Origin of the sequence: Brevibacillus centrosporus (genome assembly GCF_003710815.1) — a bacterium.
GTDB classification, from domain to species: Bacteria; Bacillota; Bacilli; order Brevibacillales; family Brevibacillaceae; genus Brevibacillus; species Brevibacillus centrosporus.
The window spans coordinates 342,852-368,852 of sequence record NZ_RHHP01000001.1 but is presented as its reverse complement, the minus strand read 5'-3'; the positions used below and the strand labels follow the sequence as shown (position 1 = coordinate 368,852).

General features: G+C 46.5%; 26 protein-coding genes. 24 read left to right on the top strand and 2 right to left on the bottom strand.

What is annotated here, in order from left to right; translation table 11 throughout:
* Window positions 1–20: 20 nt before the first annotated feature.
* From EDM55_RS01855 to EDM55_RS01845, 3 genes are read left to right on the top strand one after another with little or no spacing between them, the layout of a single operon-like run.
* Window positions 21–1,922, top strand: coding sequence for a TP0910 N-terminal domain-containing protein (locus EDM55_RS01855; RefSeq protein ID WP_122959474.1), 1,902 nt, complete (start codon window positions 21–23; stop codon window positions 1,920–1,922).
* Window positions 1,919–2,212: an EscU/YscU/HrcU family type III secretion system export apparatus switch protein gene (locus EDM55_RS01850; protein ID WP_092266628.1), complete on the top strand. Its 294-nt coding sequence runs from the start codon at window positions 1,919–1,921 to the stop codon at window positions 2,210–2,212. Before EDM55_RS01855 ends, EDM55_RS01850 begins: the two co-directional genes overlap by 4 nt.
* Window positions 2,209–2,580 carry a YraN family protein gene (locus EDM55_RS01845; RefSeq protein ID WP_092266629.1) on the top strand — a complete coding sequence of 124 codons (372 nt, stop codon included), beginning with the start codon at window positions 2,209–2,211 and terminating at the stop codon, window positions 2,578–2,580. The genes EDM55_RS01850 and EDM55_RS01845 overlap by 4 nt, the downstream gene beginning before the upstream one ends.
* 205 nt (window positions 2,581–2,785) lie before the next feature.
* On the opposite strand, the gene EDM55_RS01840 is transcribed toward EDM55_RS01845, so the two are convergent.
* Window positions 2,786–3,604, bottom strand: a complete 819-nt coding sequence (locus EDM55_RS01840) for a methyl-accepting chemotaxis protein (RefSeq protein WP_170184284.1) — start codon at window positions 3,602–3,604, stop codon at window positions 2,786–2,788.
* 224 nt (window positions 3,605–3,828) lie between these two features.
* On the opposite strand from EDM55_RS01840, the gene EDM55_RS01835 reads away from it, so the two are divergent.
* The 6 genes from EDM55_RS01835 to EDM55_RS01810 all read left to right on the top strand — a co-directional run bounded on the left by EDM55_RS01835 (window position 3,829) and on the right by EDM55_RS01810 (window position 10,164).
* A complete protein-coding gene (locus EDM55_RS01835) occupies window positions 3,829–5,142 on the top strand; it encodes an Ig-like domain-containing protein (protein WP_122959472.1) in 1,314 nt (437 codons plus the stop codon).
* 148 nt (window positions 5,143–5,290) lie between these two features.
* A complete protein-coding gene (locus tag EDM55_RS01830) occupies window positions 5,291–5,992 on the top strand; it encodes a hypothetical protein (RefSeq protein ID WP_092266632.1) in 702 nt (233 codons plus the stop codon).
* 92 nt (window positions 5,993–6,084) lie between these two features.
* Window positions 6,085–6,558 carry a signal peptidase II gene (gene lspA / locus EDM55_RS01825; protein ID WP_092266633.1) on the top strand — a complete coding sequence of 158 codons (474 nt, stop codon included), beginning with the start codon at window positions 6,085–6,087 and terminating at the stop codon, window positions 6,556–6,558.
* Between the two features lie 104 nt (window positions 6,559–6,662).
* Complete coding sequence (locus EDM55_RS30090; RefSeq protein ID WP_175530479.1) at window positions 6,663–6,818, top strand: hypothetical protein; 156 nt, start codon at window positions 6,663–6,665, stop codon at window positions 6,816–6,818.
* A 334-nt stretch (window positions 6,819–7,152) separates the two neighbouring features.
* Entirely contained in the window at window positions 7,153–8,550 is a 1,398-nt protein-coding gene (locus tag EDM55_RS01815) for an aldehyde dehydrogenase (RefSeq protein WP_092266635.1), read from the top strand.
* A gap of 66 nt (window positions 8,551–8,616) precedes the next feature.
* Window positions 8,617–10,164, top strand: a complete 1,548-nt coding sequence (locus tag EDM55_RS01810; protein ID WP_122959471.1) for a YifB family Mg chelatase-like AAA ATPase — start codon at window positions 8,617–8,619, stop codon at window positions 10,162–10,164.
* Window positions 10,165–10,179: 15 nt separating this feature from the next.
* Here EDM55_RS01810 and EDM55_RS01805 read toward each other — a convergent pair whose 3' ends face one another.
* On the bottom strand, window positions 10,180–10,491 hold the full coding sequence (locus tag EDM55_RS01805) for a protease inhibitor I42 family protein (protein ID WP_122959470.1): 312 nt from the start codon (window positions 10,489–10,491) through the stop codon (window positions 10,180–10,182).
* Window positions 10,492–11,044: 553 nt separating this feature from the next.
* Between EDM55_RS01805 and EDM55_RS01800 the strand changes: the two genes are divergently transcribed.
* From EDM55_RS01800 to hslU, 15 genes are all read left to right on the top strand, one after another.
* Window positions 11,045–11,767 (top strand): EAL domain-containing protein, encoded by a 723-nt coding sequence (locus tag EDM55_RS01800; protein WP_122959469.1) that lies wholly within the window; start codon window positions 11,045–11,047, stop codon window positions 11,765–11,767.
* A 30-nt stretch (window positions 11,768–11,797) separates the two neighbouring features.
* The gene (locus EDM55_RS01795; RefSeq protein WP_092266639.1) at window positions 11,798–12,154 is read left to right on the top strand and encodes a hypothetical protein; all 357 of its coding nucleotides are present in this window, start codon (window positions 11,798–11,800) and stop codon (window positions 12,152–12,154) included.
* Window positions 12,151–12,957 (top strand): GGDEF domain-containing protein, encoded by an 807-nt coding sequence (locus EDM55_RS01790; protein WP_092266640.1) that lies wholly within the window; start codon window positions 12,151–12,153, stop codon window positions 12,955–12,957. The genes EDM55_RS01795 and EDM55_RS01790 overlap by 4 nt, the downstream gene beginning before the upstream one ends.
* A gap of 146 nt (window positions 12,958–13,103) precedes the next feature.
* Window positions 13,104–13,418 carry a YbjQ family protein gene (locus tag EDM55_RS01785; protein ID WP_092266641.1) on the top strand — a complete coding sequence of 105 codons (315 nt, stop codon included), beginning with the start codon at window positions 13,104–13,106 and terminating at the stop codon, window positions 13,416–13,418.
* 95 nt (window positions 13,419–13,513) lie between these two features.
* Window positions 13,514–13,846, top strand: a complete 333-nt coding sequence (locus EDM55_RS01780; RefSeq protein WP_092266642.1) for an SCP2 sterol-binding domain-containing protein — start codon at window positions 13,514–13,516, stop codon at window positions 13,844–13,846.
* Window positions 13,847–13,930: 84 nt separating this feature from the next.
* On the top strand, window positions 13,931–14,824 hold the full coding sequence (locus EDM55_RS01775) for an AlbA family DNA-binding domain-containing protein (protein ID WP_092266643.1): 894 nt from the start codon (window positions 13,931–13,933) through the stop codon (window positions 14,822–14,824).
* Between the two features lie 39 nt (window positions 14,825–14,863).
* Window positions 14,864–15,922, top strand: coding sequence for a hypothetical protein (locus EDM55_RS01770; protein ID WP_092266644.1), 1,059 nt, complete (start codon window positions 14,864–14,866; stop codon window positions 15,920–15,922).
* 186 nt (window positions 15,923–16,108) lie between these two features.
* Complete coding sequence (sucC, locus tag EDM55_RS01765; protein ID WP_092266645.1) at window positions 16,109–17,269, top strand: ADP-forming succinate--CoA ligase subunit beta; 1,161 nt, start codon at window positions 16,109–16,111, stop codon at window positions 17,267–17,269.
* A gap of 48 nt (window positions 17,270–17,317) precedes the next feature.
* Window positions 17,318–18,220 carry a succinate--CoA ligase subunit alpha gene (sucD, locus tag EDM55_RS01760; RefSeq protein ID WP_092266646.1) on the top strand — a complete coding sequence of 301 codons (903 nt, stop codon included), beginning with the start codon at window positions 17,318–17,320 and terminating at the stop codon, window positions 18,218–18,220.
* A 236-nt stretch (window positions 18,221–18,456) separates the two neighbouring features.
* Window positions 18,457–19,449 carry a DNA-processing protein DprA gene (dprA, locus tag EDM55_RS01755; RefSeq protein ID WP_259676063.1) on the top strand — a complete coding sequence of 331 codons (993 nt, stop codon included), beginning with the start codon at window positions 18,457–18,459 and terminating at the stop codon, window positions 19,447–19,449.
* A 108-nt stretch (window positions 19,450–19,557) separates the two neighbouring features.
* Window positions 19,558–21,636 carry a type I DNA topoisomerase gene (topA, locus tag EDM55_RS01750; RefSeq protein ID WP_092266647.1) on the top strand — a complete coding sequence of 693 codons (2,079 nt, stop codon included), beginning with the start codon at window positions 19,558–19,560 and terminating at the stop codon, window positions 21,634–21,636.
* A 30-nt stretch (window positions 21,637–21,666) separates the two neighbouring features.
* Complete coding sequence (gene trmFO, locus EDM55_RS01745; protein WP_122959468.1) at window positions 21,667–22,980, top strand: FADH(2)-oxidizing methylenetetrahydrofolate--tRNA-(uracil(54)-C(5))-methyltransferase TrmFO; 1,314 nt, start codon at window positions 21,667–21,669, stop codon at window positions 22,978–22,980.
* Window positions 22,981–23,041: 61 nt separating this feature from the next.
* Window positions 23,042–23,983, top strand: coding sequence for a tyrosine recombinase XerC (gene xerC / locus EDM55_RS01740; protein ID WP_122959467.1), 942 nt, complete (start codon window positions 23,042–23,044; stop codon window positions 23,981–23,983).
* 17 nt (window positions 23,984–24,000) lie between these two features.
* Entirely contained in the window at window positions 24,001–24,543 is a 543-nt protein-coding gene (gene hslV / locus EDM55_RS01735) for an ATP-dependent protease subunit HslV (RefSeq protein ID WP_092266650.1), read from the top strand.
* Window positions 24,544–24,563: 20 nt separating this feature from the next.
* Complete coding sequence (gene hslU / locus EDM55_RS01730; protein WP_281285142.1) at window positions 24,564–25,961, top strand: ATP-dependent protease ATPase subunit HslU; 1,398 nt, start codon at window positions 24,564–24,566, stop codon at window positions 25,959–25,961.
* The last annotated feature ends 40 nt before the right edge of the window (window positions 25,962–26,001 follow it).

Below are 26,001 nucleotides of genomic sequence, written 5' to 3'. Positions count from 1 at the left end.
TAGCAGGAGGTGTGAGTACCATGTTTTCTCCATCACAGCTGATTCAATCGCTGGTGCAGCGCGCACCTGCTTCTACGCCCAAACCAGTCGAACTGACGCCAGGGCAAGTGTTTAAAGGAACCGTGATCAAGCAATACCCGGATAATATGGCTCTCGTTCAAATAGGCGGGATGCAAGTGCAGGCAAAGCTGGAGACCAAGCTAGAACAAGGACAAAAGGCATGGCTCCAAGTCCAGCCATCCTCTGATGTCGTTACCTTGAAGGTGTTGGATACGCAACCAGCGGGCGGAGGGAAAGAAGCCTCCCTGGAGGGACTGATCAAATCACTCGGGCTGCCTGAAACTAAGGAAAGCAGAGCGATCGTAACTGCTCTGATGAATGCCAACCTACCCGTCTCGAAAGAAACCGTTCAGGCTTTCACGGCAGTCGCTGCTCGTCTCGGAACGAGTGACGCCACAGTGGAGGCATTCATGATGGCAGTAAAGAGAAACCTGCCGCTTACTCCAGATACCGTATCGGGATTAAAAGCGTTTCTTTCCGAAAAGCCTGTCAGTGTCGGCATACAGAACTTTCTGCTGCAAGCGACAAAGTTTCTGGAGGATGCGACAGCTGCATCCGCAGCGAATGGGGGAAATACCCCGAAAACAGAAGGTCATACGACGCTAGCTGACACAGGGCTGCGGCAAGTGGTCGCCATGCTCAAAGAAAAAGTGGGAGCTCTGCCATTAGCCCTTTCCAACCAGGCTGAGATAGAGCCACAGAATGCGATCCCAGCAAGTTCAACTACTGCCCAAGGCCGCACACAAACAGACGCTCAGATAGCCCAGAGCTCAGTCAAGGCATCGATCACTGCAGCAGGCTCAGAGGTTCTCGTCCAGAGCACAGACAGGAAGAGCGGAGAAGCAGGAGGCATTCAGCTGGCAAGAGAGCAGGGGAATCATCCAAAAGAAGCGGCAACGCCTCCGCCTGTCCGCCTCGCTCAAGCTCAAGGAGAGAGTCAACCTGGACAGAACCTTCTCCCGCCGAAAGCAAGCGGTCAGGCTCTGGCTGCAGGGGTAGCTGTTAGCTCAGTAGAGAACCCTCAGCTCGATTCGACGCAACAACCAAAGGGAACGGGAAGCGGACCTGTCCAGCCAGCTGCGCCGCAAACAACGGAAGAGAGTCTTGTTGCAGTTAACCCACGGACACCTGGAGAGGCAGCCTCTGCGATCCGCGGCCATGCGGATACTCCCGTGCAGCAGCTAACGGGTAAGAATACGGATGCAGCTGGAAAGAACCCCATTCAGGAATTGTTCCGCCAGATGGGGATGACCCACGAGCGGGAATTAATGGGTCAGATGTTATCGGGAGCAGCGTCCGATGGGGCGCTTCACAAGCAGCTAGAGTCGGTCAAATCCTTGCTCTTGCAAATTACGCAGTCACCCAATCATATCGTGCCGGCTGGATTGCGGGATGCAGCCGATCAGCTGCTGCAGCAAGTCACCGGACAGCAATTGATGATGCTTCAGCCAACGAATCAAGCCTTATCCCAGATCGTGCTGCAAATTCCGATCCGCTCGGCACAAGGCGAAGACACGGCCTATGTGCAGATCGAATCCAAGAAAAAAGACGGCGGGCAGCTCGATGCTGATAATTGTCGGCTCTTTTTCCACCTTGACCTGAAAGAGATGGGAACGACGATGATCGATGTAGGCATCGTAAATCGAATCATTAATCTGCAAATTTTTAATAATGCGCCTTGGGTCGACGAGCTCGTACAGGGCATGAAAGAAGGCTTTGCCCAGCAGCTGCAGGAAGTTGGATTTCAGCTATCAGCCGTACGTGTGCAGGACATACCGAAGCAAAAAAATAGCACCTCAATGACAACGGGAGCAAAGGGCGCGATCCTCTCTGATTACAAAGGAGTGGACCTGCGGATATGAGTCAGTCCCAATCTTCCGATAGCAAACGGATACAAGCCGTCGCCTTAAAATATCAGGCGGGTTCGATGGAAGCTCCAAAGGTCGTGGCAAAAGGAAAGGGATACGTTGCGGAGAACATGCTGAAAACGGCAAAGGAACACGATATCCCCGTGCAGGAGGATCCATCGCTGGTGGAAGTGCTAGGGAAGCTCGATTTAGATCAGCAGATCCCACCGGAGCTGTACCAGGTGGTTGCAGAAATCCTGGCCTTTGTCTACCGATTGGATAAGGGAGGAGCCGAGAAGCGATGAGTCAGCAGCGGAGGGCTTTGGGGCAAGCAGGGGAGCAGGCTGCAGAGATCTTCCTGCGGCAAAAAGGTTACAAAATTCTCGGACGTAATGTGAGAACCCGGCGAGGGGAGATCGATTTGATCGCGTCCATCGGAGAAACGCTTGTTTTCGTTGAAGTGCGCACGAGGAGCAGCGGGCGACATGGTACTGCTGCCGAATCAATCACATGGAGAAAACAGCAGAAGCTAAGAGAGCTGGCCATGGACTACCTGCAAAGCAGCGCTGGCTTTGTCCCTGCCTTTCGTTTTGATGTGATTGCCATACAAGGACAAGGCATGAGTGGGATAGACATGGAGGCAAGCATCGAGCACATTGAGCATGCCTTTTAAAATCGGGCACAGAAAAGCGCTGCGATTGGGGATATGTCTACATCAACCGCCTGTGAATCAGCGTACTATGTACTGTACTCGACGCGATGAAACTCCTCCAAGCATCAACATGAGCTTTCCAGCGTATCAGCTGGGAAGCATTTTTTTGTGAGAAAACAAAAACCCTGCCTGATCGGACAAGCAGGGTACATGAGAAAAAGGTGAATTACTTTCGAATCTGATCGTTTAATTCGGTTGCCGTGCCGGCTATGTGATCGAAGGCTGCCCGGAGCTCTTGAATGCTGGCAGCATGGTTTTGTGATTCTGAGCTGACGGATTGAATAGAGACGTTCATTTTTTGAATAGAGCTTTCAATGAATTTCAGCTGCTTTTGAATTTCTTCCGAAGCGTCCTTGCTTTGGGTAGCCATTTTGCGGATCTCGTTCGCCACAATGCTAAACCCACGTCCATGCTCTCCAGCTCGAGCTGCCTCAATCGCTGCATTCAACCCGAGCATGTGGGATTGCGATGCCATATCGTTTACGAAGGAAAGGACTTTAAAAATCTTTTCAATTTCCGCAGTTACGAACTGAGATTCACTTGAGACTGTGAGAATTTGTTCATTGACATGTATAGAGGCAGCAGCAACCTGATCTGCTGTTGCCGTCATTTCCTCTACAGTAGCTGCGAGCGAAGAGGAGACGGTGCGGATGTTTTCAATCTTGGTATTGGCAGTCAATATCGTGAGGCACCCGACGAGCTTTCCATCTTCAAAAATGGGGGTAGCAGAAGAGATGTAGGGGACCCCGCAAACCTCTGGTCCCTGCTCCTGCGTCATTTTCTTTCCACTGCGTAGTGCCTTCTCCGTTATGGTACCATTGATCTCGCCGATTAAGGTTCCAGGCTTCGTTTCCATCGGTAGTGTATTACTTTTTAAAAAGGCTAAGTATTTTTCCTTATCCGTCAAGGCAACACATGCATCTTCTGCTTGACTCGCCTTGATTTCCTCCAGACATGCTAGCAATGCTTCTAATTTTGGCGACATGAAGTGAATTCCCCCTATATATTCTCTCATCTAAAACGGAATCAAAAGATGAATCATGGTGAGTGGATTTCTGTTCTTAGTTAAATCGGCAAAAACGATGAAAAGCGTGAATGAACAAAAGTAATAGAAATTAACAAATGTTTTTCAAAAAAAGTGCCGCGTTAATGTGACATTTTTCCACATCCTACGTCAAATGATATAGGAAAACAATTAGGAGGTAAATCATGAATCAAATGAAGAGAAAGATTTTTCAAACACTGACGCTAGCTTTGGCTACGACGTGTGCAGTCCATTTCGGGTTACCAACGAGTACATATGCCCAAACAACAGTACAGGCGCAAGCCGAGGGATTAAAAGCGAATGTCAATGTAGTCAATTTGAAGACAGGAAAAACGGCTACAGTGAAGTTGACGTATAATGGGCAGGCGCTAGATGCATCTCGAGCGACTTGGAGTGTAAACAACACAGGCATCGCTACTGTAAACAAGGGTGTTGTAACTGCGAAGAGCCCCGGAATGACCTATCTATATGCAAAGTACAATGGTAAAACTGTGAGTATCAAAGTGAGTGTATCGGATCCAGACAAATTAACGTCCAGTGAGACCAAAGTAACGATGAAAAAGGGAAAAGAACAAACCATTACTTTACGATACAATGGGAAGGCTTTGGAATCAAAAAAAGGAACGTGGACCACTTCCAATAGCTCAGTAGCCACTGTGTCTAAGGGAGTTATCACTGCCAAATCAAATGGTACTGCAATCATTCGTGCTACGTATGCCGGCTTGACAGTATCAATCGAAGTAACTGTGGATGGCACCTCTTCCGGGAAGCTAGAGGCAAATGAGTCCGAATTAAACCTGGATAAAGGCGATAAGAAAACTATCAAGCTGCGCTATGATGACGAAAGTCTTGCAGGTTCCAAAGCAACTTGGTCCACCTCCAAGTCCTCTGTAGCTACCGTGGATGACGGTGTCGTAACGGCAAAAGGAAAAGGTACAGCGATCATCACAGCAAAATACAAAGGCTACGAGGTCGAAATTGAAGTAAATGTCGACGGAAGCAGCTCCGGAAAACTGGAAGTGAAAGATGACGAAATTTCCTTGAAAAAGGGAGAAAAAGAAACCATCAAATTGACGTATGACGGAAAAAGTGTTCCCGCATCTAGTGCAACCTGGTCGACATCCAAATCTTCCGTAGCTACTGTGAGTAAAGGTGTAGTTACCGCGAAGGGAAAAGGTAGTGCCATCATCACGGCAAAGTACAAAGGGTACGAGGTTGAAGTTGAGGTTACTGTCAAAGATTCCAATCAATTGGAAGTAGATGACACTTCGATCACCATCAAAAAAGGCAAGAAAGAAACGATCGATCTGTACTACGACGATAAATTCTTGACGGCTAGCAAAGCAACATGGAGCACCTCCAATTCTTCCGTAGCAACAGTAAATAAGGGTGTGGTTACTGCCAAGAAAAAAGGAACGGCGACGATCACTGCAAAATATAAAGATGAATCGGTTAAAATCAAAGTAACTGTAAATTAATCTAAGAACATCTCAGAAGCCCACGAAATCCTAGAGTCTAGGAACGTGGGTTTTTTCAAAAGGAAGACATGTAAATATTGGAAAATAAAAAGAATAATGGTAATATAGATAAATGGGAAAATTTGCGAAAGATAGTGAGGAGGTTCACATGAAATCATTTTTCAAAATCATGCTTGCGCTGGTGATGGCTTTTGGTTTTTCCGTAGCTAGTGTAGCTGCTGCAGATGAGACAAATTCTACTGATCTAACGGCAGAATCACCATCCAAGGTCAAACCAGTATTTCAAGGTTTACCAAGCTCGTTGGAGGTAGGCAAGAAGTACAAATTAACAGTCGACACAGAATACGTGGGGGAATTAGTTGATCAAGGTAAGTTTTTCTTTCTAATTTCCAATGGAGAAAAAGTAGAAAGTGTAAAAACCACAGCAGATCGTTCCAAGAAAAAATATACGACGACAGGCTATTTTACTCCAAAGTCTGAAGGAACCTACATATTACTTTTTGGGATCAAGCAAAAAAGTGCTTCTGGAGAAATCATTGAAGGAAATGCCGAAACAAGCTTCAAACCGATTGACAAAAACAAAATAAACTTGACCGTGTCTCCTAACCAAATTACAGCAAAGCTTGGTGAAGAGATCCCTGTCCTGGTGACGTATAACAGCAACGTGACTACCAAACTGGAGTTTAACCAAAAAGTGACGGAACTCGGTTCCAGCAGAAAAAGTGGGGTTTACCGTAAAGTATTTCTGTGGAAACCAGAGAAAAAAGGCGAATACACGCTGAAAGTGAAAGCGAGTCAAACCAGATACGACCGCATAGAAACAAAAGAGATCAAGATTGTGGTAGAATAATGGGTATCGCCAGACCCTCTCCTTGTGTCACGATAGGAAGAGGGTCTTTTCATACCCACTTCCACGCGGAACATGAGAAAGAAGGTAGTCCTATGGCATTCTATTCGGCTGCGCTGTTCACATTGGTGGCGGATCAGCTGTCCAAATACATCGTACGACTCACCATGTCTGTTGGAGAAACGATCTATATCGGCTCCATTCAACTCACCCATTATGAAAATGCAGGAATGGCCTTTAGCCTGTTTCAAGGGTATGCGCGCTTGTTTGCTGTGGCGGCGATCTTGTTTGTCATTGGAGTACTCTACTACCGCAAGCATGAAGCGCCGAAAGGAACCATGATCAATGCCGGATTAGGTTTTCTGGTGGGTGGCGCTGCTGGGAACGGAATCGATCGAATCCTCTTCGGGAAAGTAACTGATTTCTTAGTGTCGCGTTCTGGAGATGGTATCCTCAACTTAGCCGATCATGCGATTAACGTGGGCATACTATTGCTCCTGATTCAAGGCATTTATACATTTGTAGTCGACAAATGGGTGAAGTACGCAAGAAGGAAGAATGTACGGTGATGACGACACAGGCACGAAATAAGGATGCTGGGCAGCTTGCACGTCTAAAAACGTCTGTCCCCCATACATTAATGGAAAGGGAGAATAGCGGGGAGGACGAGTCTATGACGATGAGAAGGGCATTTGGCATGCTGTCAATCGCTGCTGGCGCGATCTGCCTGATTCAAACAAGTGGGAAAATGCCGATCAGTTTTAATATCATCCTGATTGTACTCACGGTAGCCTTGGTTATACTCGGGATGCATTTGTTAGAACGTTGACCAGCGGATAGCTGGTTTTTCTTTTGACTTGATAGGGGTATATAGTAAGCCCTTACAAATTGACAGGAAAAATATAAAGAGAGTACATTGTGTTTAAGTGTTTAAACGCTTAAGTTTTTAAACTCTTTTATCAAGCGCGATTCGATGGCCGTTTCGCATCATCTTAAATTATTACGTCAGCAAGGCTTGATTCAAGTTCAGCAAAAAGGGACGCAGCGATTTTATTCTCCTTCTTTACAAGATGCCATTCATTTACTAAAAGAGCTGACGAATCATTTAGAAGAAGATGTAGTAAATAGTCCTTCAAATATGAAGTAAGAGGATGATTTATCCTATGAAGCGTAAGGAAATAACACCAGAATATGTTACAGATATTTTAAAAGAGCATGGTCGTTTCTTTCATACCAACCAAACAAAAGACTTACATTTTCGTTTGCAGCAATTACAAATATTAAAAGAAACAATCAGTAAGTACGAATCGAAAATTACGGAAGCCCTTCAAGCGGATTTAGGAAAGCATCCTTTTGAATCCTACACTTCAGAAATTGGATTCGTGCTAAATAGTATTACGCATACAATGAAGCGCTTAAAAAAATGGGCAAAGCCAAAAAAAGTAAAAACACCACTAACCTTGTTTCCGTCAAAAAGCATGATTAGATACGAACCATATGGCACAGTATTGATTATCGGTCCATTCAATTATCCGTTTCAGCTTCTGATCGAACCGCTTATTGGGGCTATCGCAGCGGGAAACTGCGTAGTTCTCAAACCATCTGAATTGGTTCCTAATGTCTCAGCTGTCATTACAGAAATGATGGAAGCTACTTTTGACCGTTCATATATTCGTTCGGTCGAAGGCGGAATGGAAACGAACACGTCCCTTATTCATGCACCTTTTGATTATTTTTTCTTCACGGGAAGTGTTTCGGTGGGGAAAATTGTGATGGAGGCGGCAGCCAAGAATCTTGTGCCCGTTACACTGGAGCTAGGTGGAAAAAGCCCTGTTCTTGTAGATAAAAGTGCGGATGTAAAAGCCGCAGCAAAACGTATCCTCTGGGGCAAAACGTTAAACTCGGGACAAACTTGTGTTGCCCCAGATTACCTTTTGGTACACGAAGATATTAAAAACGATCTGATTGATGAAATGAAGCAAAACCTTTTCACCTTCTATGGACCAAAAATTGAAGATAGCAAGGATTATGGCCGCATTGTAAATGATCGACATTTTACTCGATTAAACACCATTCTTGAAAAAGAGAAAGATCAAATCATTTTCGGAGGAGCAGCGAATCCGAATACTCGTTTTATGGAGCCCACGCTGATCGAAGCGACGTGGACATCTCCTTCCATGGAAGACGAGATCTTTGGCCCGCTTCTCCCAATATTAACGTACAGTGATTTAGATGAGGCGATCAAATCGATTAACAAACTTTCGAAACCGCTCGCACTATATCTGTTTACCTCTGACAAACAAGTGGAAGAAAAAGTGCTAACAGAAATTTCCTCAGGTGGGGTATGCATCAATAATACCGTAACGCATTTGGCAAACCCTGATCTGCCCTTTGGCGGAGTTGGTAGCTCTGGCATGGGAGCTTATCATGGTGAGAATAGCTTTATTACTTTTTCGCACAAAAAAAGCGTTCTTAAAACCAGCACGAAAATAAATATGCCGCTGCTGTTCCCGCCATACAATGAGAAAAACTTCAAATGGGTTCGTCGTTTTTTGAAATAGAATCAACATAATTATTTGCCCACCCCCACAGACTTTTTCTACCCTACCAATAGGGGGGATTGCACGATGTATGCATGCAGTTATTCAGGCACGGTTTTTGGTATCGATGGGATGGTTGTGACGGTAGAGACGGATATCGCAAATGGACTGCCGCAGTTTGATCTGGTCGGTCTTGGTGGTTCAGCGGTGAAAGAGGCCCGGGACCGTGTCCGGGCAGCACTCCGCAATGCTGGCTACGATTACCCGATGCAGCGTATTACCGTCAATCTCGCGCCTGCCGACCACCGAAAGGAAGGCTCAGGATTTGATCTCGCCATTGCCTTTGGGATTTTGCTTGCGTCGAAACAAATAACCTCCCGTCCCGAACGCATCCTCATTTTAGGTGAGCTTGCACTGGACGGGACCCTGCGTCCTGTCACAGGGGTTTTACCCATCCTCCTAGAAGCCAAACGCACCGGCTTTACTCACGTTATTCTACCTGTACAAAATGCCCCAGAGGCTAGGCTCGTCGATCTTGTCGTACTCCCTGCATCCGATTTGACTGCAGCTGTTCACTATTGGAAGCATGATTTACAGCCAGATCAGACGAGCCTCAATGGTCGTATGACTACCACACACCCGCCCTCCAAAAATGACTGCGAGACCCCTGATTTCGCCAATGTATATGGCCAGCAATTCGTCAAACGCGGCCTGGAAATAGCAGCAGCAGGCTTTCACAACGTTTTGCTGGTTGGTCCTCCTGGATCCGGAAAAACGCTATTGGCAACGTGCTTGCCCGGCATCATGCCGCAAATGACCATGGATGAATCCTATGAAGTGACAAAAATATACAGCATTGCAGGACAGCTAACTCGGACAAGCGGATTGATTCAGAAGCGGCCATTCCGCTCGCCGCACCATACGATTACGGCTACAGCGCTAATTGGAGGGGGCGCCCAAATTCCACGGCCAGGAGAGTGCAGCTTGTCGCATGGCGGGATTCTCTTTCTCGACGAAATGCCCGAATTTTCCAGGCATGTACTGGAAGTTCTTCGACAGCCGCTAGAAGCTGGCATCGTGACAATTGGAAGAGCGAAGCAAGTATTTACGTTCCCAGCTCGCTTCCTGTTGATTGGTTCGTGCAATCCTTGTCCATGCGGCTTCTATGGCAGTCGTGACCAGCAAGCATGTACGTGTACACATCAGCAAATCCAAAAATATCGGTCTAAGCTGTCGGGACCTCTATTAGATCGGATTGACCTGCATCTCGAAGTACCCCGAGTACCTGTCCAATACTTGAATAAGCGAACGAGAGAAGAATCGTCCGCTGACATTTTGTATCGAGTGGAGCAAGCACGAGTGATTCAGGGAGAGAGGTACATCAAAAGGCAGAGCACCCCTTTTAACAGTGCGATGAGTGGGAGTGAGCTTCGGAAATTTGCTTCTTTAGATAAAGAAAGCCAGGAGTTGTTGCAGGTTGCCTTTGAAACGCTTGGCTTGAGTGCACGAGCCTATGACCGCATCGTGAAAGTCGCACGAACGATTGCTGACCTGGAAGGAAAAGTACAGATAGAGTCTACACATGTTGCGGAAGCCATTCGTTATCGTGCTCTAGATCGGGGAATCTCATTTTGATCAGAGTGTATATAGCTACCCGGAAATTTGGACGATTGTGAATGAAAAGTGGGCACAATCACCGTCATCCCAGGGACGGCAGTATTTTAACGCGATAGAGGTCATTCCAGGACGCAATGGCTGAAAGGTTAACTGTTGATGGCCGCCTTGCCCGATAAGCCCTGAAGTTGCAGGTGGGATATACTCATTTGAAAGCAAGGTTAAGAAGCGGCCGTCCAAAGGGTTCGACAGCATCCATTGATAACCGGTAGTCGGGTTGGCATCGAGAGTCAGGACAAAGGCATGACCAGCTAATACACGAAGCGTACGGGTAGTGGAGTCTACCACACGAACTCATCCTTTCTTTTTGCGATCCATCTCTTTTATTAGGATATGATTGATCCGCAAATAGGTGAGTGGCCTGTAATAGCCATAAACCAATCCACCATACCCTCTTTACAATTTCGTGACGAAAAAGAATTGTCCCGAATTTTTGCGGGTATTTTGAGTGAATTGGAAAGGATTATGAAAAATATTGACGAATAAATAGGAATAAAGACATAAAATGTCGAATAAATCACTGGTTTCTCTGATCTATATTTCCTAGAGTCGTGATTGGGAAGCAGACATCACGAGCATCTCCAGCTAATTATTATTGTCAAAGCAATGATATGTCTTTCCTTCTTAGATCGCTTCCCGAACTTCCAAAAGAATGAGTTGACCGATTTTGCTCCTCTCAATTGGGAGAAGCTTTTTCTTTGTACTTTCGTAATAGCTTAATTTCAGTAGCGATAAAGGATGACAGCATAAAGGAAATCAAGGCTCCGTCAGCACGTTATGACGTAGCCTCATTTTCTGATAATCATCTTTTGCTAGAAATGGGAAAGGGAAAGGAAAACTGATGAAAAGCATTGAGAAGTTATTTAAAGAGAAGGAATACTACCACGCATTTCAACCGATTTGCAGTATTCCAGGGAAAGAGCGAATTGCGTACGAGGCCTTACTGCGAAGCAAAGAAAATGGGAATCCCGAAGTATTGTTTCAATTAGTAAAAGAAACAAATGCCTTGTTAGAGCTGGATACACAGTCTCTTTATTATGCGATCCTCACTTTCTTTCGATCCTCTGATCGTGAGGGAGGAGAGCTATTATTTGTGAATATTTTCCCTTCCACAATCGTTGAAGCTACATTTCCGGCCTTTATTCAAGAGGTCGTGCGTGATTTTGAACCTTACTTAAACCAGATCGTACTTGAAATCAACGAATCGATTATGGAAGGGAAAATATGGAATGAGCCGATCTTCTTGCAAAGAATCATGGATTTGCGAGATATCGGTTTTCTAATCGCTTTGGACGATGTAGGGGAAGGGACGACAACCTTCCGAAAAATTATTGAGATTGCACCGGACTTTATTAAAATGGATCGCTTTTTCTCCCAGGATCTGTCTGTATCCCATGATAAACAAAAAGTAGTAAGGCTGTTTGTAGAGTATTGCCGTGATGCGTCCCAGTTGATTCTGGAGGGAGTAGAAGAAGAAGAGGATCTGGCCTGCGCTGCCTCTATAGGGGTAACGATCGGTCAAGGGTATTTGTTCGGAAAGCCTGGTGCACTGCTGGGCAAGTAAGCAATACCCGGATGGAATGGAGGAATACATATGATTGGCGAAAGCAATGCGATTACGCGGAAAGCTACCTTGACGCTGAATATATCTGAATTTGACGTACCCCCGATGCAGGATATGCTCATTGTGGGCAGAAAAGCGCCTATTGGACCGGAAGCTGTAAGGAGAATGGCAGAAGCATTGTCTCCTGAACAGTTCACCCTCATAAAAATGGAGCACCCCAAAATAGAAGCAGTGTTGCTGCGCAGCTCTCTTCTGCAAATGATAGATGAGAAGCTGCTGATGTCGATCATTTTGGAAGAGGCTGAACGCATGATAAGCGAATCGATGGTGCTGCGTTCCGAATTGAAAATAGCGATGTCGGTGAAACGAGAGGTGGATCTGCTATGAATATCTCCGAAATCATGACAACGACAGTCAGCACCATTACCTCTGACAAAAGCGTTTCTTTCGCGGCAGAGAAAATGAATGCGTACAGTACTGATGCTCTTGTTGTCGTGGACCACGGAGAGTTGATGGGAGTCGTGACTTCTCGGCAATTGCGCTCTACTCATCCCAATCGCATTGTAGCGGATGCTATGAACGTACTGCCGATCCGCATTTCACCGGAAGATGATGTTTGGGAGACACACGCTCTCTTGCAGGAACACGACGATGAGCTGCTCCTGGTCATGAACGAAGAAGAACTGGTTGGGGTCGTAACGAGAGAGGATGTCCAATTAAAGGTAGCTGAATTTATCGATCCGCTGACCGGCTTGTACCGGGCACCGTATATTCAATATATGGGGGAAAAGCTTCTTCGCAAAGGGAAGCCTTTTCATATGCTTTTCATTGACGTGAACGATTTTGGAAAGATCAATAAACGGTATGGCCACCCCTTTGGAGATGATGTCATTCGCATGTTCTCTGCAGCTCTATCTGAATGGCAGTCCAATGGTGACACTTACTTGTGCCGTTATGCCGGAGATGAATTCGTCCTGATCACGACCGCCTCTGACGAATGGGTAAAAGAATGCATGGAGACCATAGACAAACCTACTCCTATCAATGATGTCATGGTTTCGGCAGCGGTAGGACATCTCGATGGATTTCGAGAGCCCGATTTCTTCGACAAGCCCCTTCGTGAGCACATTGCGCGTGCCAGTTTACTCTCGACGAAAGCCAAGATGAATAAGGAGTCCATGCAGCTGTAAGAGAAATCTGGGAATAGCTGCTGTGCTTCGGGCATACACTGTTTGATGACGATAAAGGAGCATTCGATAGAAAAAATGTAACTTCGCTGTGTTTTCTTCGTATAACGAAGAGAAGCAAATGACTGAGTAAACAGGAGGCATTTTACATGATCGTTTCTACGACGAGTACATTACAAGGAAAAGAAATCGAAGCCTATCTGGACATCGTTTCCGGTGAAGTTATTATGGGTGCAAACGTGGTACGTGACTTTTTGGCAGGAATCACGGACATTATCGGGGGAAGAAGCGGGTCGTATGAAAGTAAGCTGGCAGAAGGACGTGAGCTTGCAATTCGTGAGATGAAGGACAAAGCAAAATCGCTCGGTGCGAATGCAGTGATAGGGGTAGACCTCGATTTTGAGACTCTGCGCGAAGGCATGATGATGGTCATTGCTACTGGAACTGCTGTTCGTGTAAAGTAAGCCGGGAAACCCGGCTTTTCTTTTTTTCGTAGACGAAAAAGGACGAAACGATTGTGAAAAAGGAAAAGTAGTTAGTAGAAAGAGGAGAGGGAAGCATGTCGGTAGAACAAACCTTAAGGAACCTGGAAGAAAAGATAAATGCCAATCCCCATGCTGTAAATGGTTTTCACGCAGTGTACCATTTTTTGATAAGCGGAGCGGAAAGTGGCAATTATCAAGTGACATTCGCAGGCAATCAGGCCTCTTATGTCAAAGGAACGCCAGACGAAGCAAAATGTACGCTGGAGCTCTCTGACGAAAATTTCATTAAACTGGTGGAAGGAACTCTGAATCCAACGGTTGCATTTATGATGGGCAAAGTAAAAATAAAAGGCGAACTCGGTTACTCTTTAAAGCTGCAAACGATTCTGAGTGCATACCAATCGTAGAAAAAACTAGGCAATGAGCAAAGGATTCCTGTAAAATATGACCAACGAACTACGGTTTGCTAAATCAAAAGAACGAGGGAAAATATGCGCCATAATTGTTCATTTGTAGCGGTCGTAACTCACTTTGATGAAGAATTCGTTCAATTTGACTTCTACCAGGAAACGAAGCGAGAACAAGTAGAGCGCGGCTTGCTCAAGCAGGAAGCTAAACTGCCTCAACATTATTTCGACTATCTGCTTCATTCAGGCGTGCTGGAGGTAGAGAGTGATCCACCCTACTGTTCAGCTGACGTAAAGCCTGCTGCAATTGGAATGAACATACGTTCACTAGGAACAACCGTATTATTTGACATGTGTTTCGCTCCGCAAACGTATAAATTGTGGCAGAATACTGACGCGGTTCTGGAAGAACTGTCATTGCCAGCTGATATTTTTGAAGAGTATGTATATCGATTGGGGGCGATCAGCAGATTCCGTTATTTGGGCAGAGTAGATGATCCCGTCGTGGCTACCCAGTTAGGGGAAAATGACATGATTGAATTCAAACGCGACTTTCTGTTGTCAAAAAATGGGATCATAAAGACGATTGTGGCGTTTGCAAATTCAAACAATGGAAACCTGTTTCTCGGTATCACCGATGAAGGGATTATAACAGGGATCAATCATGAGATCGAACAATATGGAGACCCTGATAAGTACCTGCTGGCGATAACGCAATACATCCAGGATAAGACATCACCGTTGTTGTCTCCATTTCCCAAAATCTCGTTGAAGAAGGTTCAAGACCAGTATGTTGTTGCCATTTTTGTGGAGGTAGCTTCGGAATTAATCTGCGGCTTGGACAAAAACGGCGAGAAGTACGTTGTGATACGCACAAATAACCGTTCCGTCATGGTGAAAGATCCTCATCAGATCGGAGAAATCTACGTAAAAAGAAAGCTTGGCAGTGAAATCAGCCGTCGATTAGGACTTCTGTAGCACGATCTGACAGATGTATACATGAAGGAGGATTGCTGCATGAAATCGTCTATACGTGCCTATTTGCTATCATTCGTGGTGGCATGCACAGTAATGACTGGTTGTGCGCAGGATACCCGCGTAATGGATGCCGACATGAGGGATCGAATTGAAACAGAGCTGGGGACGGTAGAACGAGTAACGGTGATGTCCACCGATGGTCAAGAAGTGATGTTAGACTTGCCTGCTTTTCTGAACGAGCTACAAACACAAGGAAAAGATTTGCAGTTGTCCAATGATCCCCTGAAGCAAGAAGAAGTTCTCTTTACCCTAGTTCTGTACCGCAAGCAGCTTGCGCCGTTGGTTGTCACGGTAGGGGAGCGGGCAAGTCAGTTTGGAGAGAGCACGTATCGTGGATCTGGGGCGGTTACCTTTTATGAGTGGGTGCATCGCTTAACAGGAAATGGGCTTTTGAAGCAAGGGAAAAACAACATGGTATTGAGCGCAGAGGATCTGTCACAGTCCTTGGCATTGGCAGAGAAAGACACAGTGTACATACAAAAGGTACTGAGCGAAGCGGTTCCAGAAAATGAAAAAAACTTGCAGAAGTATCCACTTTATCCAAACTACCGACTGCGCATTGATTCAGAAGAACGACCGCTGGATGTAACCGTACTGACACCGACACTCATTTCCATCCCGTTTGGCAGGGACACTCATTTCTACCATGTAGATGGAAAGCTGTTTTCACAACTGACCGAATATTTAGTCCCAAGAGAAATGGCCATTCAGCCGTTTGATAAGCTGTTTAAAGCAACCGCTGTAAGATTTGAAAAAACGGGTCAAATGGCTGTGGATAATCTGGATCTGGACGTTACGCAGAGCACGGTCGAGCAAGGCTTGGCACAGCAAGCGGTCCGCATGCTCAAGACAGCGGCCCCGATAGAAAAGCAGCCGGATCACGTCGGGGCAGAAGAGTATCGTGTTCATTTTAAGGTCAACGGAGAAGAGCATTCGGTGATCTTTTATTCTCTGCATTTTCAAATCGATGACAAGTGGTATTTGCATAATCAATTACAAAAAGCGATTTGGGATTTATTGAAACCTTCGAGAAAATAAGGAACACGACATGAATCCAAACAATTATGGTCACGATAAAGAGAACAATTTGACTACCACTTTTGCAATTTTTGTCGTAGAATAGTTACTGTTGCACTGATAGTGGCGGTTAGGACTGGAACAGAACTTTGTTTATGTATCAGTTATTTAACCAGCCGATCTTTATCTGCCATAGGAGGATGGAGAATGAACATTCATGAGTATCAAGGTAAAGAGATACTTAAGCAGTACGGTGTGAAAGTTCCGGAAGGTCGCGTTGCTTTCACAGTTGAAGAAGCAGTAGAAGCTGCAAAAGAGCTCGGCACACAAGTAGTTGTAGTAAAAGCACAAATTCACGCAGGTGGCCGCGGTAAAGCGGGTGGCGTGAAAGTAGCAAAAAATCTGGATGAAGCTCGTACATATGCTCAGGAAATTCTTGGCAAAGTACTGGTTACTCACCAAACTGGTCCAGAAGGAAAAGAAGTAAAACGCCTTCTGATCGAACAAGGCTGCGACATCAAGAAAGAATACTACGTGGGTGTAGTTGTAGACCGTGCTACAGGCAGCGTAGTTATGATGGCATCTGAAGAGGGCGGTACTGAGATCGAAGAAGTAGCTGCTCACTCTCCAGAAAAAATCTTCAAAGAAATTATCGATCCAGTTACTGGCTTGAACGCTTTCCAAGCTCGCCGACTGGCTTATGCAATCAATATCCCGAAAGAGCTGATCAACAAAGCGGCGAAGTTCATGATGAGCTTGTACCAAGCGTTTGTTGACAAAGACGCTTCTATCGCTGAAATTAACCCACTCGTTGTTACTGGCGACGGTGAAGTAATGGCACTGGATGCGAAACTGAACTTCGACAGCAACGCTCTCTATCGTCACCCTGACATCGTGGCTCTGCGCGATCTGGATGAAGAAGACGAGAAAGAAATCGAAGCTTCCAAATTTGACCTGTCCTACATCGCTCTCGATGGTAACATCGGTTGCATGGTAAACGGTGCTGGTCTGGCGATGGCTACTATGGACATCGTGAAATTCTACGGTGGAGATCCTGCTAACTTCCTCGACGTTGGGGGCGGAGCTACTGAAGAGAAAGTAACCGAAGCGTTCAAAATCATTCTGCGCGACGAAAAAGTTAAAGGGATCTTCGTTAACATTTTCGGCGGTATCATGAAGTGCGACGTTATTGCAAATGGCGTTGTGAACGCAGCGAAACAAATCAAATTGGACAAACCATTGGTTGTTCGCCTTGAAGGTACGAACGTAGACCTTGGTAAGAAAATCCTCAACGAGTCCGGTTTGAACATCGTTGCTGCTGAATCCATGGCAGATGGCGCTGAAAAAATAGTAGCTTTGGTGAAGTAATCTTTTTAGGCAGTTAGATACGTCAAAAAAAGGTGGGAATAATACGCGATGAGTATTCTCGTTAATAAAAATACAAAAGTTATTACACAAGGGATTACGGGTGCAACTGGTCTGTTCCACACTCGCGGAGCCGTTGAGTACGGTACACAGATGGTGGGCGGTGTAACACCTGGTAAAGGTGGCACAGAAGTTGACGGTATTCCAATTTTCAACACAGTAGCAGAAGCAGTAGAAAAAACTGGTGCAAATGCATCCGTTATCTACGTTGCTCCTCCATTTGCTGCTGACGCGATCATGGAAGCGGTAGACGCTGAGCTGGACCTGGTTATCTGCATCACAGAAGGTATCCCAGTTCTGGACATGGTAAAAGTAAAACGCTACATGGAAGGTAAGAAAACCCTCCTCGTAGGCCCAAACTGCCCTGGCGTTATCACACCAGGCGAGTGCAAAATCGGTATCATGCCTGGTTACATCCATACTCCAGGTAAAGTAGGTATCGTTTCCCGCTCCGGTACCTTGACGTATGAAGCAGTACACCAAACTTCCACTCGCGGCATTGGTCAATCGACTGCTGTTGGTATCGGTGGAGACCCTGTAAAAGGGATGGAATTCATCGATGTACTGAAAATGTTCAACGAAGATCCAGACACAGAAGCGGTTATCATGATTGGTGAAATCGGTGGTACTGCAGAAGAAGAAGCAGCTGAATGGATCGCTGCGAACATGAAAAAACCAGTAGTTGGCTTCATCGGCGGCCAAACTGCACCTCCTGGAAAACGCATGGGCCATGCTGGTGCGATCATTTCCGGTGGTAAAGGTACAGCAGCTGAAAAAATCGCGAAACTTGAAGAATGCGGCGTTCGCGTAGCAAAAACTCCAGCTGTGATCGGTGAAACACTTGTTGAGCTGCTGACTGAAAAAGGCATGCTCGATAAAGTATTGAACAAATAAGCTTGTTGAGACAAAAAGGCGGACAAGTTACGACTTGTCTGTCTTTTTCTTTTTTGAACCGCCTTCTGTCTTTGGATACAATAGCTCTCGAAGCGACTGATCCGTACGTGGGGAGCGTGTTGATGATGGGAGAGATTCAAGAAAGAGATTGGCTGTACGCGTTGTTGCTGGTCACAGGACTTGGCAGAAAGCGAATACGTGTCCTTTACGACGTTTATGGATCGGTGTCGGAAGCGGTGAAAAACTGGGAGGCGGCCGATTCATTTCTGAAGCTGCCGGTAAAGGTATCACAGGCAGTGCGTGAACATATAAAGGAAGAAAAAGTTTTATCCTTGCTGCAGGCTAGAGGGAAGGGAAATGTCCAATATCTTTGTTTTTTGGATCAAGATTTTCCGGAGCAATTACGGCATATCCCTGATTCACCTCTTGCTCTTTTCTGCAAAGGAGACACCTCTTTGCTATATCAGCCGTCGATTGGTGTTGTCGGATCGCGTAGACCGACCCCCTATGGCAAAGCGTGCTGCTCGACTCTGGTAAAGGAGCTGTCAGAGCAAGGCTTAGTGATTGTGTCAGGGCTTGCGTATGGCATTGATGGAGAAGCGCATTTGGCAACGCTTCAGTCTGCTGGGAAAACGATAGGTGTTCTTGGGTGTGGAATCGATCAAATCTATCCGTCCAGACACCGCGAATTATACAGAAAGATTGAGTCTTTCGGCCTGTTGATTTCTGAATATCCTCCGGGAACGCCACCTTTACCAGGTCTTTTTCCAGAGAGAAATCGTATCATTAGCGGACTGTGTCTGGGGATATTAGTGGTAGAGGGTGCCGAAAAAAGTGGCTCGTTGGTAACGGCTGACTGTGCTCTCGAGCAGGGAAGGGATGTTTTTGCGGTTCCTGGATCAATTTTTTCATTAGTAAGCGCCGGACCGCATAACTTGATCAAACAAGGAGCAAAGCTAGTAACATCAAGTGCAGATGTGCTGGAGGAATGGAGTCATATTTTTTCGCCATTACAGTCAACAAACAGGCAGCAGGAGGGAGCAATTCCGCCTCTCGACGAGCATGAAAAGGCGGTCCTGCGCTTCTTGTCATATGAGGGGACTCATGTGGACGAATTGATTTCTCAGCTCACGCCCGAAGCAAAACAAAAAGTTCATCGAAGTCTCCTGCAATTGGAAACCAAAGGAAAGATTGTCAGCCTTCCAGGAGGGTTTTTCGCGAGGCGATAAAGTGATTTCTTGTTTCCTCCTTCTCCCCTATGCCTTGCAAGTGTTTGACAAATCGGATAAGCATATTTAATAATAGGGAAGATTCCTTACTAAAAGGGGAGGAAAAAAATGGCTGACACGCTCGTAATCGTAGAATCCCCTGCGAAAGCGAAAACCATTGGAAAATATCTGGGTAGCAAATATATCGTAAAAGCTTCTATGGGCCATGTACGCGATCTCCCAAAGAGTCAAACGGGTGTCGACGTTTCAAATGGCTTTGAACCCAAATACATAACCATTCGCGGTAAAGGCGACGTATTGAAGGCTCTGAAGGATGCTGCCAAAAAAGTAAAGAAAGTCTATCTGGCGGCTGACCCGGATCGCGAAGGGGAAGCAATTGCGTGGCATCTGGCACAATACTTGGGACTGGATTTGACCCAGCCGCTCCGTGTTGTATTTAATGAAATTACGAAGGATGCCATCAAGGAAGCTTTTAAACACCCTCGTCACATCAATATGGATTTGGTGAACGCCCAGCAGGCACGCCGCATTTTGGACAGATTGGTCGGTTATAATATCAGTCCGATTTTGTGGAAAAAAGTACGCAAAGGCCTGAGTGCAGGTCGTGTACAATCCGTAACCGTAAAACTAATCATGGATCGGGAACGGGAGATTCAACAGTTCATACCGGAAGAGTATTGGACCATTGCAAGTAAGCTAATTAGCAATGGCAAAGAGTTTGAAGCCAAATTTTATGGCTATGGCGATGAAAAGGTTGAGTTGCAGACAGAAGCTGATGTACAGGAAGTTTACAAGCGGATGGCTGATCAGCCGTATGTCGTACAGAAGGTAACGAAACGGGAGCGCAAACGCAATCCAGCACCTCCGTTCATCACAAGTTCCTTGCAGCAGGAGGCAGCACGAAAGCTCAATTTCCGCACGGCAAAGACTATGCGGATTGCGCAAGAGCTGTATGAAGGGATTGACGTGGGAAACAAAGAAGGCGCTGTCGGTTTAATTACATACATGCGTACGGATTCCACTCGTATTTCTGTAACAGCGCAAGAGGAAGCAAAAGAATACATACTGGAAAAGTTCGGCGCCGAGTACGTTTTGGCTGAACAGCGCACCCAAGCCAAGAACGAGAATGCTCAGGATGCCCATGAAGCGATTCGTCCAACAGCCGTTATGCGTACGCCTGATGAGATCAAAGAGTTTTTATCGCGTGATCAGCTTCGCCTCTACAGGCTGATCTGGGAGCGTTTCCTCGCGAGTCAGATGTCTTCTGCCGTTTTGGATACGATGAGTGTGGACATTGCTGCAGGCGATGTGACTTTCCGTGCGACTGGCTCCAAAGTTAAGTTTCCTGGCTTTATGAAGGTATATATTGAAGGAAACGATGATGGCACAGAAGAGGAGAGCTTCCTGCCTCCGATTGAAGAAGGACAAACGCTCGAGCAAAAAGAGATCGAACCTAGCCAGCACTTTACACAGCCGCCTCCGCGTTACTCGGAAGCACGTCTGGTAAAGACGCTCGAGGAGAGAGGGATCGGTCGTCCATCTACATACGCCCCGACACTGGAAACGGTTCAAAAGCGCGGCTATGTCGCCCTCGAGGAAAAGCGCTTCATTCCTACCGAATTGGGAGAAATCGTCATCACGCTGATGGAAGAGTTCTTCCCGGAGATTCTCGATGTGGAATTTACCGCTCATATGGAGAACGGTTTGGATAGTATCGAAGAAGGCATCGCCAATTGGGTGGAGGTACTGGATGCGTTCTACGGAGACTTCGCCAAACGTGTATCCTTTGCCGAAGAGGAAATGAAGGAAGTCGAATTAAAAGATGAAGAATCCGATGAAACATGTGAGCTTTGCGGTCGCGTCATGGTTTACAAGCTAGGACGCTTCGGTAAGTTTCTGGCATGCTCGGGCTTCCCGGATTGCCGCAATACGAAGCCGATCGTAAAAGAAATCGGGGTAAAATGCCCGCAATGTGAAACCGGAGAGATCATCGAACGTAAATCCAAGAAGAGCCGCATTTTTTACGGCTGCAATCAATACCCGGAATGCGATTTTGTCTCATGGGACAAACCGATCTCGCGTCCTTGCCCGAAGTGTGCAAGCATGCTGGTTGAAAAGAAACGCAAAAAGCAGGGTGTGAGTGTCGCTTGCACCAAATGCGATTATCAAGAAGAAGCTGATTCCTAAAGAGATATATAAGCTTGGAGGATTATCATCATGACACAACCGACTATCACCGTCGTGGGTGCAGGCCTGGCAGGAAGTGAGGCTGCTTGGCAGATCGCCCAGGCTGGTGTGCCAGTGAAACTATATGAAATGAGACCGAAAACGCAAACGCCAGCTCACCATACTGACAAGTTTGCTGAGCTGGTTTGCAGCAACTCTCTACGGGCGAACTCGCTCACGAATGCAGTAGGTGTATTAAAGGAAGAAATGCGTCGTCTCGGCTCTGTCATCATTCGTGCGGCAGATCGCTGCGCGGTGCCAGCTGGTGGAGCGCTCGCCGTGGACCGACATGAATTTGCAGAGTACGTAACGGATGCTGTTCGCAACCACCCACTCGTGGAGGTTATTTCGGAAGAGATCACAGAAATTCCAGAAGGGGTGGTCGTGATTGCGACTGGCCCATTGACTTCGCCAGCTCTGTCCGAGCAGCTCAGAGGGCTGACAGGAGAAGATTATCTCTACTTTTACGACGCGGCAGCGCCTATTTTAGAAAAAGACTCCATTGATATGGAGAAGGTCTTTGTCGCTTCCCGTTACGACAAAGGTGAGGCTGCCTACCTGAATTGTCCGATGTCCGAGGAAGAGTTTAATCGATTTTACGACGAATTGATTGCAGCCGAGGCCGTACCGCTTAAAGAATTCGAGAAAGAAGTTTTCTTTGAAGGCTGCATGCCCATTGAAGTAATGGCAAAGCGTGGACGTCAAACGATGTTGTTTGGCCCGTTAAAGCCTGTAGGACTGACTGATCCGCGAACAGGCAAAAAGCCCTATGCCGTTGTGCAGCTTCGCCAGGACAATGGGGCTGCAACCTTATATAACATCGTAGGCTTTCAGACACATTTGAAATGGCCGGAACAAAAACGAGTATTTTCCATGATTCCTGGTCTCGAAAACTGCGAGATTGTACGCTACGGTGTTATGCATCGAAATACTTTTATTAACTCGCCTAAACTGCTGAAACCAACGTATCAATATAAAGAGCGCGATACCTTGTTCTTTGCTGGCCAAATGACGGGGGTGGAAGGATATGTCGAATCGGCAGCTTCCGGACTGCTCGCGGGGCTTAATGCAGCTCGTCTAGTAAAAGGCGAAGAACTGATTGTCCTTCCACCTGAGACAGTAATGGGAAGTATGGCACGGTATATTACAACCGCAGATTCGAAGCATTTTCAGCCAATGAATGCGAATTTCGGACTTGTTCCGGAGTTACCTGAAAGGATTCGAAATAAGCGAGAAAAGAACGAAAAGCTTGCTGAGCGGGCGCTAGATACAATTCAGAATTTTACACAAGAACGACACAATTAAAGTTGTAATCCGAATTTCGACTGTGGTACTATATAGATGCTTTGAGGAGGGTGCATCCCACATGGACATTTCGCAACAAAACTCTGCGGACATTGCGATGTTTACCCGATATTTGCAAGTTGAAAAGAACGCCTCTCCTCACACGGTGAAGCAGTATGTGGCAGATATCTGCGAATTTGTCGCCTTTATGGAACAGCACCAAATCACCGTATTTGCTGCTGTTTCTTATTTGCACGGACGCTCCTTTCTCGCGCATCTAGCGAAAAGAGGCCTCTCCAGGCGAAGCATGGCTCGTAAGCTGTCAAGCTTGCGAAGCTTGTATCGTTTTTTGCTGCGTGAAGGTCAACTAGAACAGAATCCATTCCAACTCGTTTCGACTCCGAAAATGGAGAAAAAACTTCCTACTTTTATGTATCCACAAGAAGTTCAAACTTTCTTTGATCTACCTGACATGACGACTCCTCTAGGAATGAGAGATCGACTGATTTTTGAACTGCTGTACGCAAGCGGCATTCGAGTAACGGAGCTGGTTACGCTGTCTCTTGAGGCGATTAATCCGAGCATCGGTGTCGCGCTCGTTTTTGGAAAAGGGGCAAAAGAGCGTTATGTGCCAGTAGGAAGTTATGCGTGCGACGTTCTTCGGCAATACCTAGATGAGGGCAGGCCGAAATTGCTAGCTGGTCATAATGAGCATGGATATCTTCTAGTCAACTACCGTGGTGAGCCGTTATCGGATCGTAGCGTTCGCCGCGTGATAGACAAATACGTTGAGACGTACGCTCTCCATCTACGCGTGTCCCCACATACGTTTCGTCATACATTTGCTACCCATATGCTGAATGGCGGTGCGGATCTTCGTACCGTTCAGGAATTGCTGGGGCATGTGAACGTTTCGACGACGCAAGTGTACACGCATGTAACCAAGGAGAGACTTCGCCATGTATATGACACCGCACATCCGCGTGCCAATACGCGCGATACCGGTTCCGCCAATCGTACCTAAAACGGGAGGAATCTGACATGGGACAGTTTCATGCCACTACGATTTTTGCCATACAACATAATGGATCCGTAGCGATGGCCGGAGATGGTCAAGTCACCTTTGGCAACAGCATGGTCATGAAGCACGGTGCAAAAAAAGTGAGACGGCTCTACCACGGAGAAGTCTTGGCTGGCTTCGCTGGGTCCGTCGCAGACGCCATTACATTATTCGAGAAATTTGAAGGCAAGCTGGAGGAGTATCACGGCAATCTTCAGAGAGCTGCCGTTGAAATGGCAAAAGAATGGCGAATGGACAAAGTTCTACAACGCCTCGAAGCAATGATGATTGTTCTCAACAAAGACAGCTTGCTGCTGATCTCTGGTAACGGTGAGATTATTGAACCGGATGATGGCATCTTGGCAATCGGCTCTGGTGGCAGCTTTGCACTGGCTGCTGGACGGGCACTGAAAAAGTATGCACCTCATCTGAGTGCTCGAGAAATAGCAGAAGCTTCTCTTCTTACGGCTGCGGAAATATGCGTATTCACAAATACCAACCTAGTTGTCGATGAATTGAATTGAACATAAGGGAGGACGATTACGTGTTGAATCTTGAGCAATTAACCCCGCGTAAGATTGTAGAGCATTTGGACAAATACATCGTTGGGCAAGCACAAGCCAAGAAAGCCATAGCCGTGGCCTTGCGCAACCGTTATCGCCGCAGTCGCTTGCCGGAACAAATCATTGAGGAAGTCGTGCCGAAAAATATTTTGATGATTGGACCGACTGGTGTTGGTAAGACGGAAATCGCTCGTCGTATTGCCAAATTGACGGGGGCTCCCTTTATTAAGGCAGAAGCAACAAAATTTACAGAAGTGGGCTGCGTAGGCAGAGACGTTGAGTCCATGGTTCGGGATTTAGTTGAAGCGTCCATTCGCACCGTAAAACAGGAAAAGATGGAATCCGTAAAAGAAAAAGCGGAAAATCTGGCGAATGAAGCGATCGTAAACGTGCTTGTTCCTAGTCGCAAGCCTCAAAATTCGTTTAAAAATCCCCTGGAGATGTTCTTTGGCGGACAACAGCAACAACAAACATCCAATCATGACGCAGAAGACGCATCGATCGAGCATCAGCGCAGACAGGTGGCTTGGCAGCTGGCCAATGGACAGCTAGAAGAGCAGATGATCGAGATCGATGTGGAAGATCAGTCGCCTAACATGTTTGATATGTTCCAGGTTCCGGGTACAGAACAAATGGGGATGCAAATGCAGGATATGTTAGGTAGCCTGATGCCGAAACGAACGAAGAAACGAAAATTGCGAATAAAAGAAGCGCGAAAGGTATTAATTCAGCAAGAAGCGCAAAAACTGGTGGATATGGATGAAGTCACGCAGGAGTCCATTCGTCGAGCTGAGAATCATGGGATCATCTTCATTGACGAAATTGACAAGATCGCGGGAAAGGATGGACGTGGTCCAGACGTATCTCGTGAAGGCGTTCAGCGCGATATACTGCCAATCGTAGAAGGTTCGACCGTTATGACCAAATACGGTCCGGTCAAGACTGACTACGTGCTGTTTATTGCAGCGGGTGCCTTTCACATGGCGAAACCATCTGATCTGATTCCGGAACTACAAGGACGCTTCCCCATCCGGGTTGAGCTGACCAGTCTGCGTGTAGAAGATTTTGTGCGAATTTTGACGGAGCCGAAAAATGCACTGTTGAAACAGTACGTCGCACTCTTGGAAACGGAAGGTGTACGAGTAGAATTTACACCGGAAGCGATTCAAGAACTGGCACGTCTTGCAGCAGAAGTCAACCAAAGCACTGATAACATTGGTGCGAGACGTCTACACACGATTTTGGAGAAGCTATTAGAGGATCTATCCTTTGAAGCGCCTGACATCCACCTGGAAGTTGTTCAAATCACGCCTGAGTACGTCCAGCAAAAGCTGGGTACCATCGCGGGTAACAAGGATCTTAGCCGATATATCCTGTAATGAATCGAATAGCATCACCATACATTGGGAGGAAATAGAG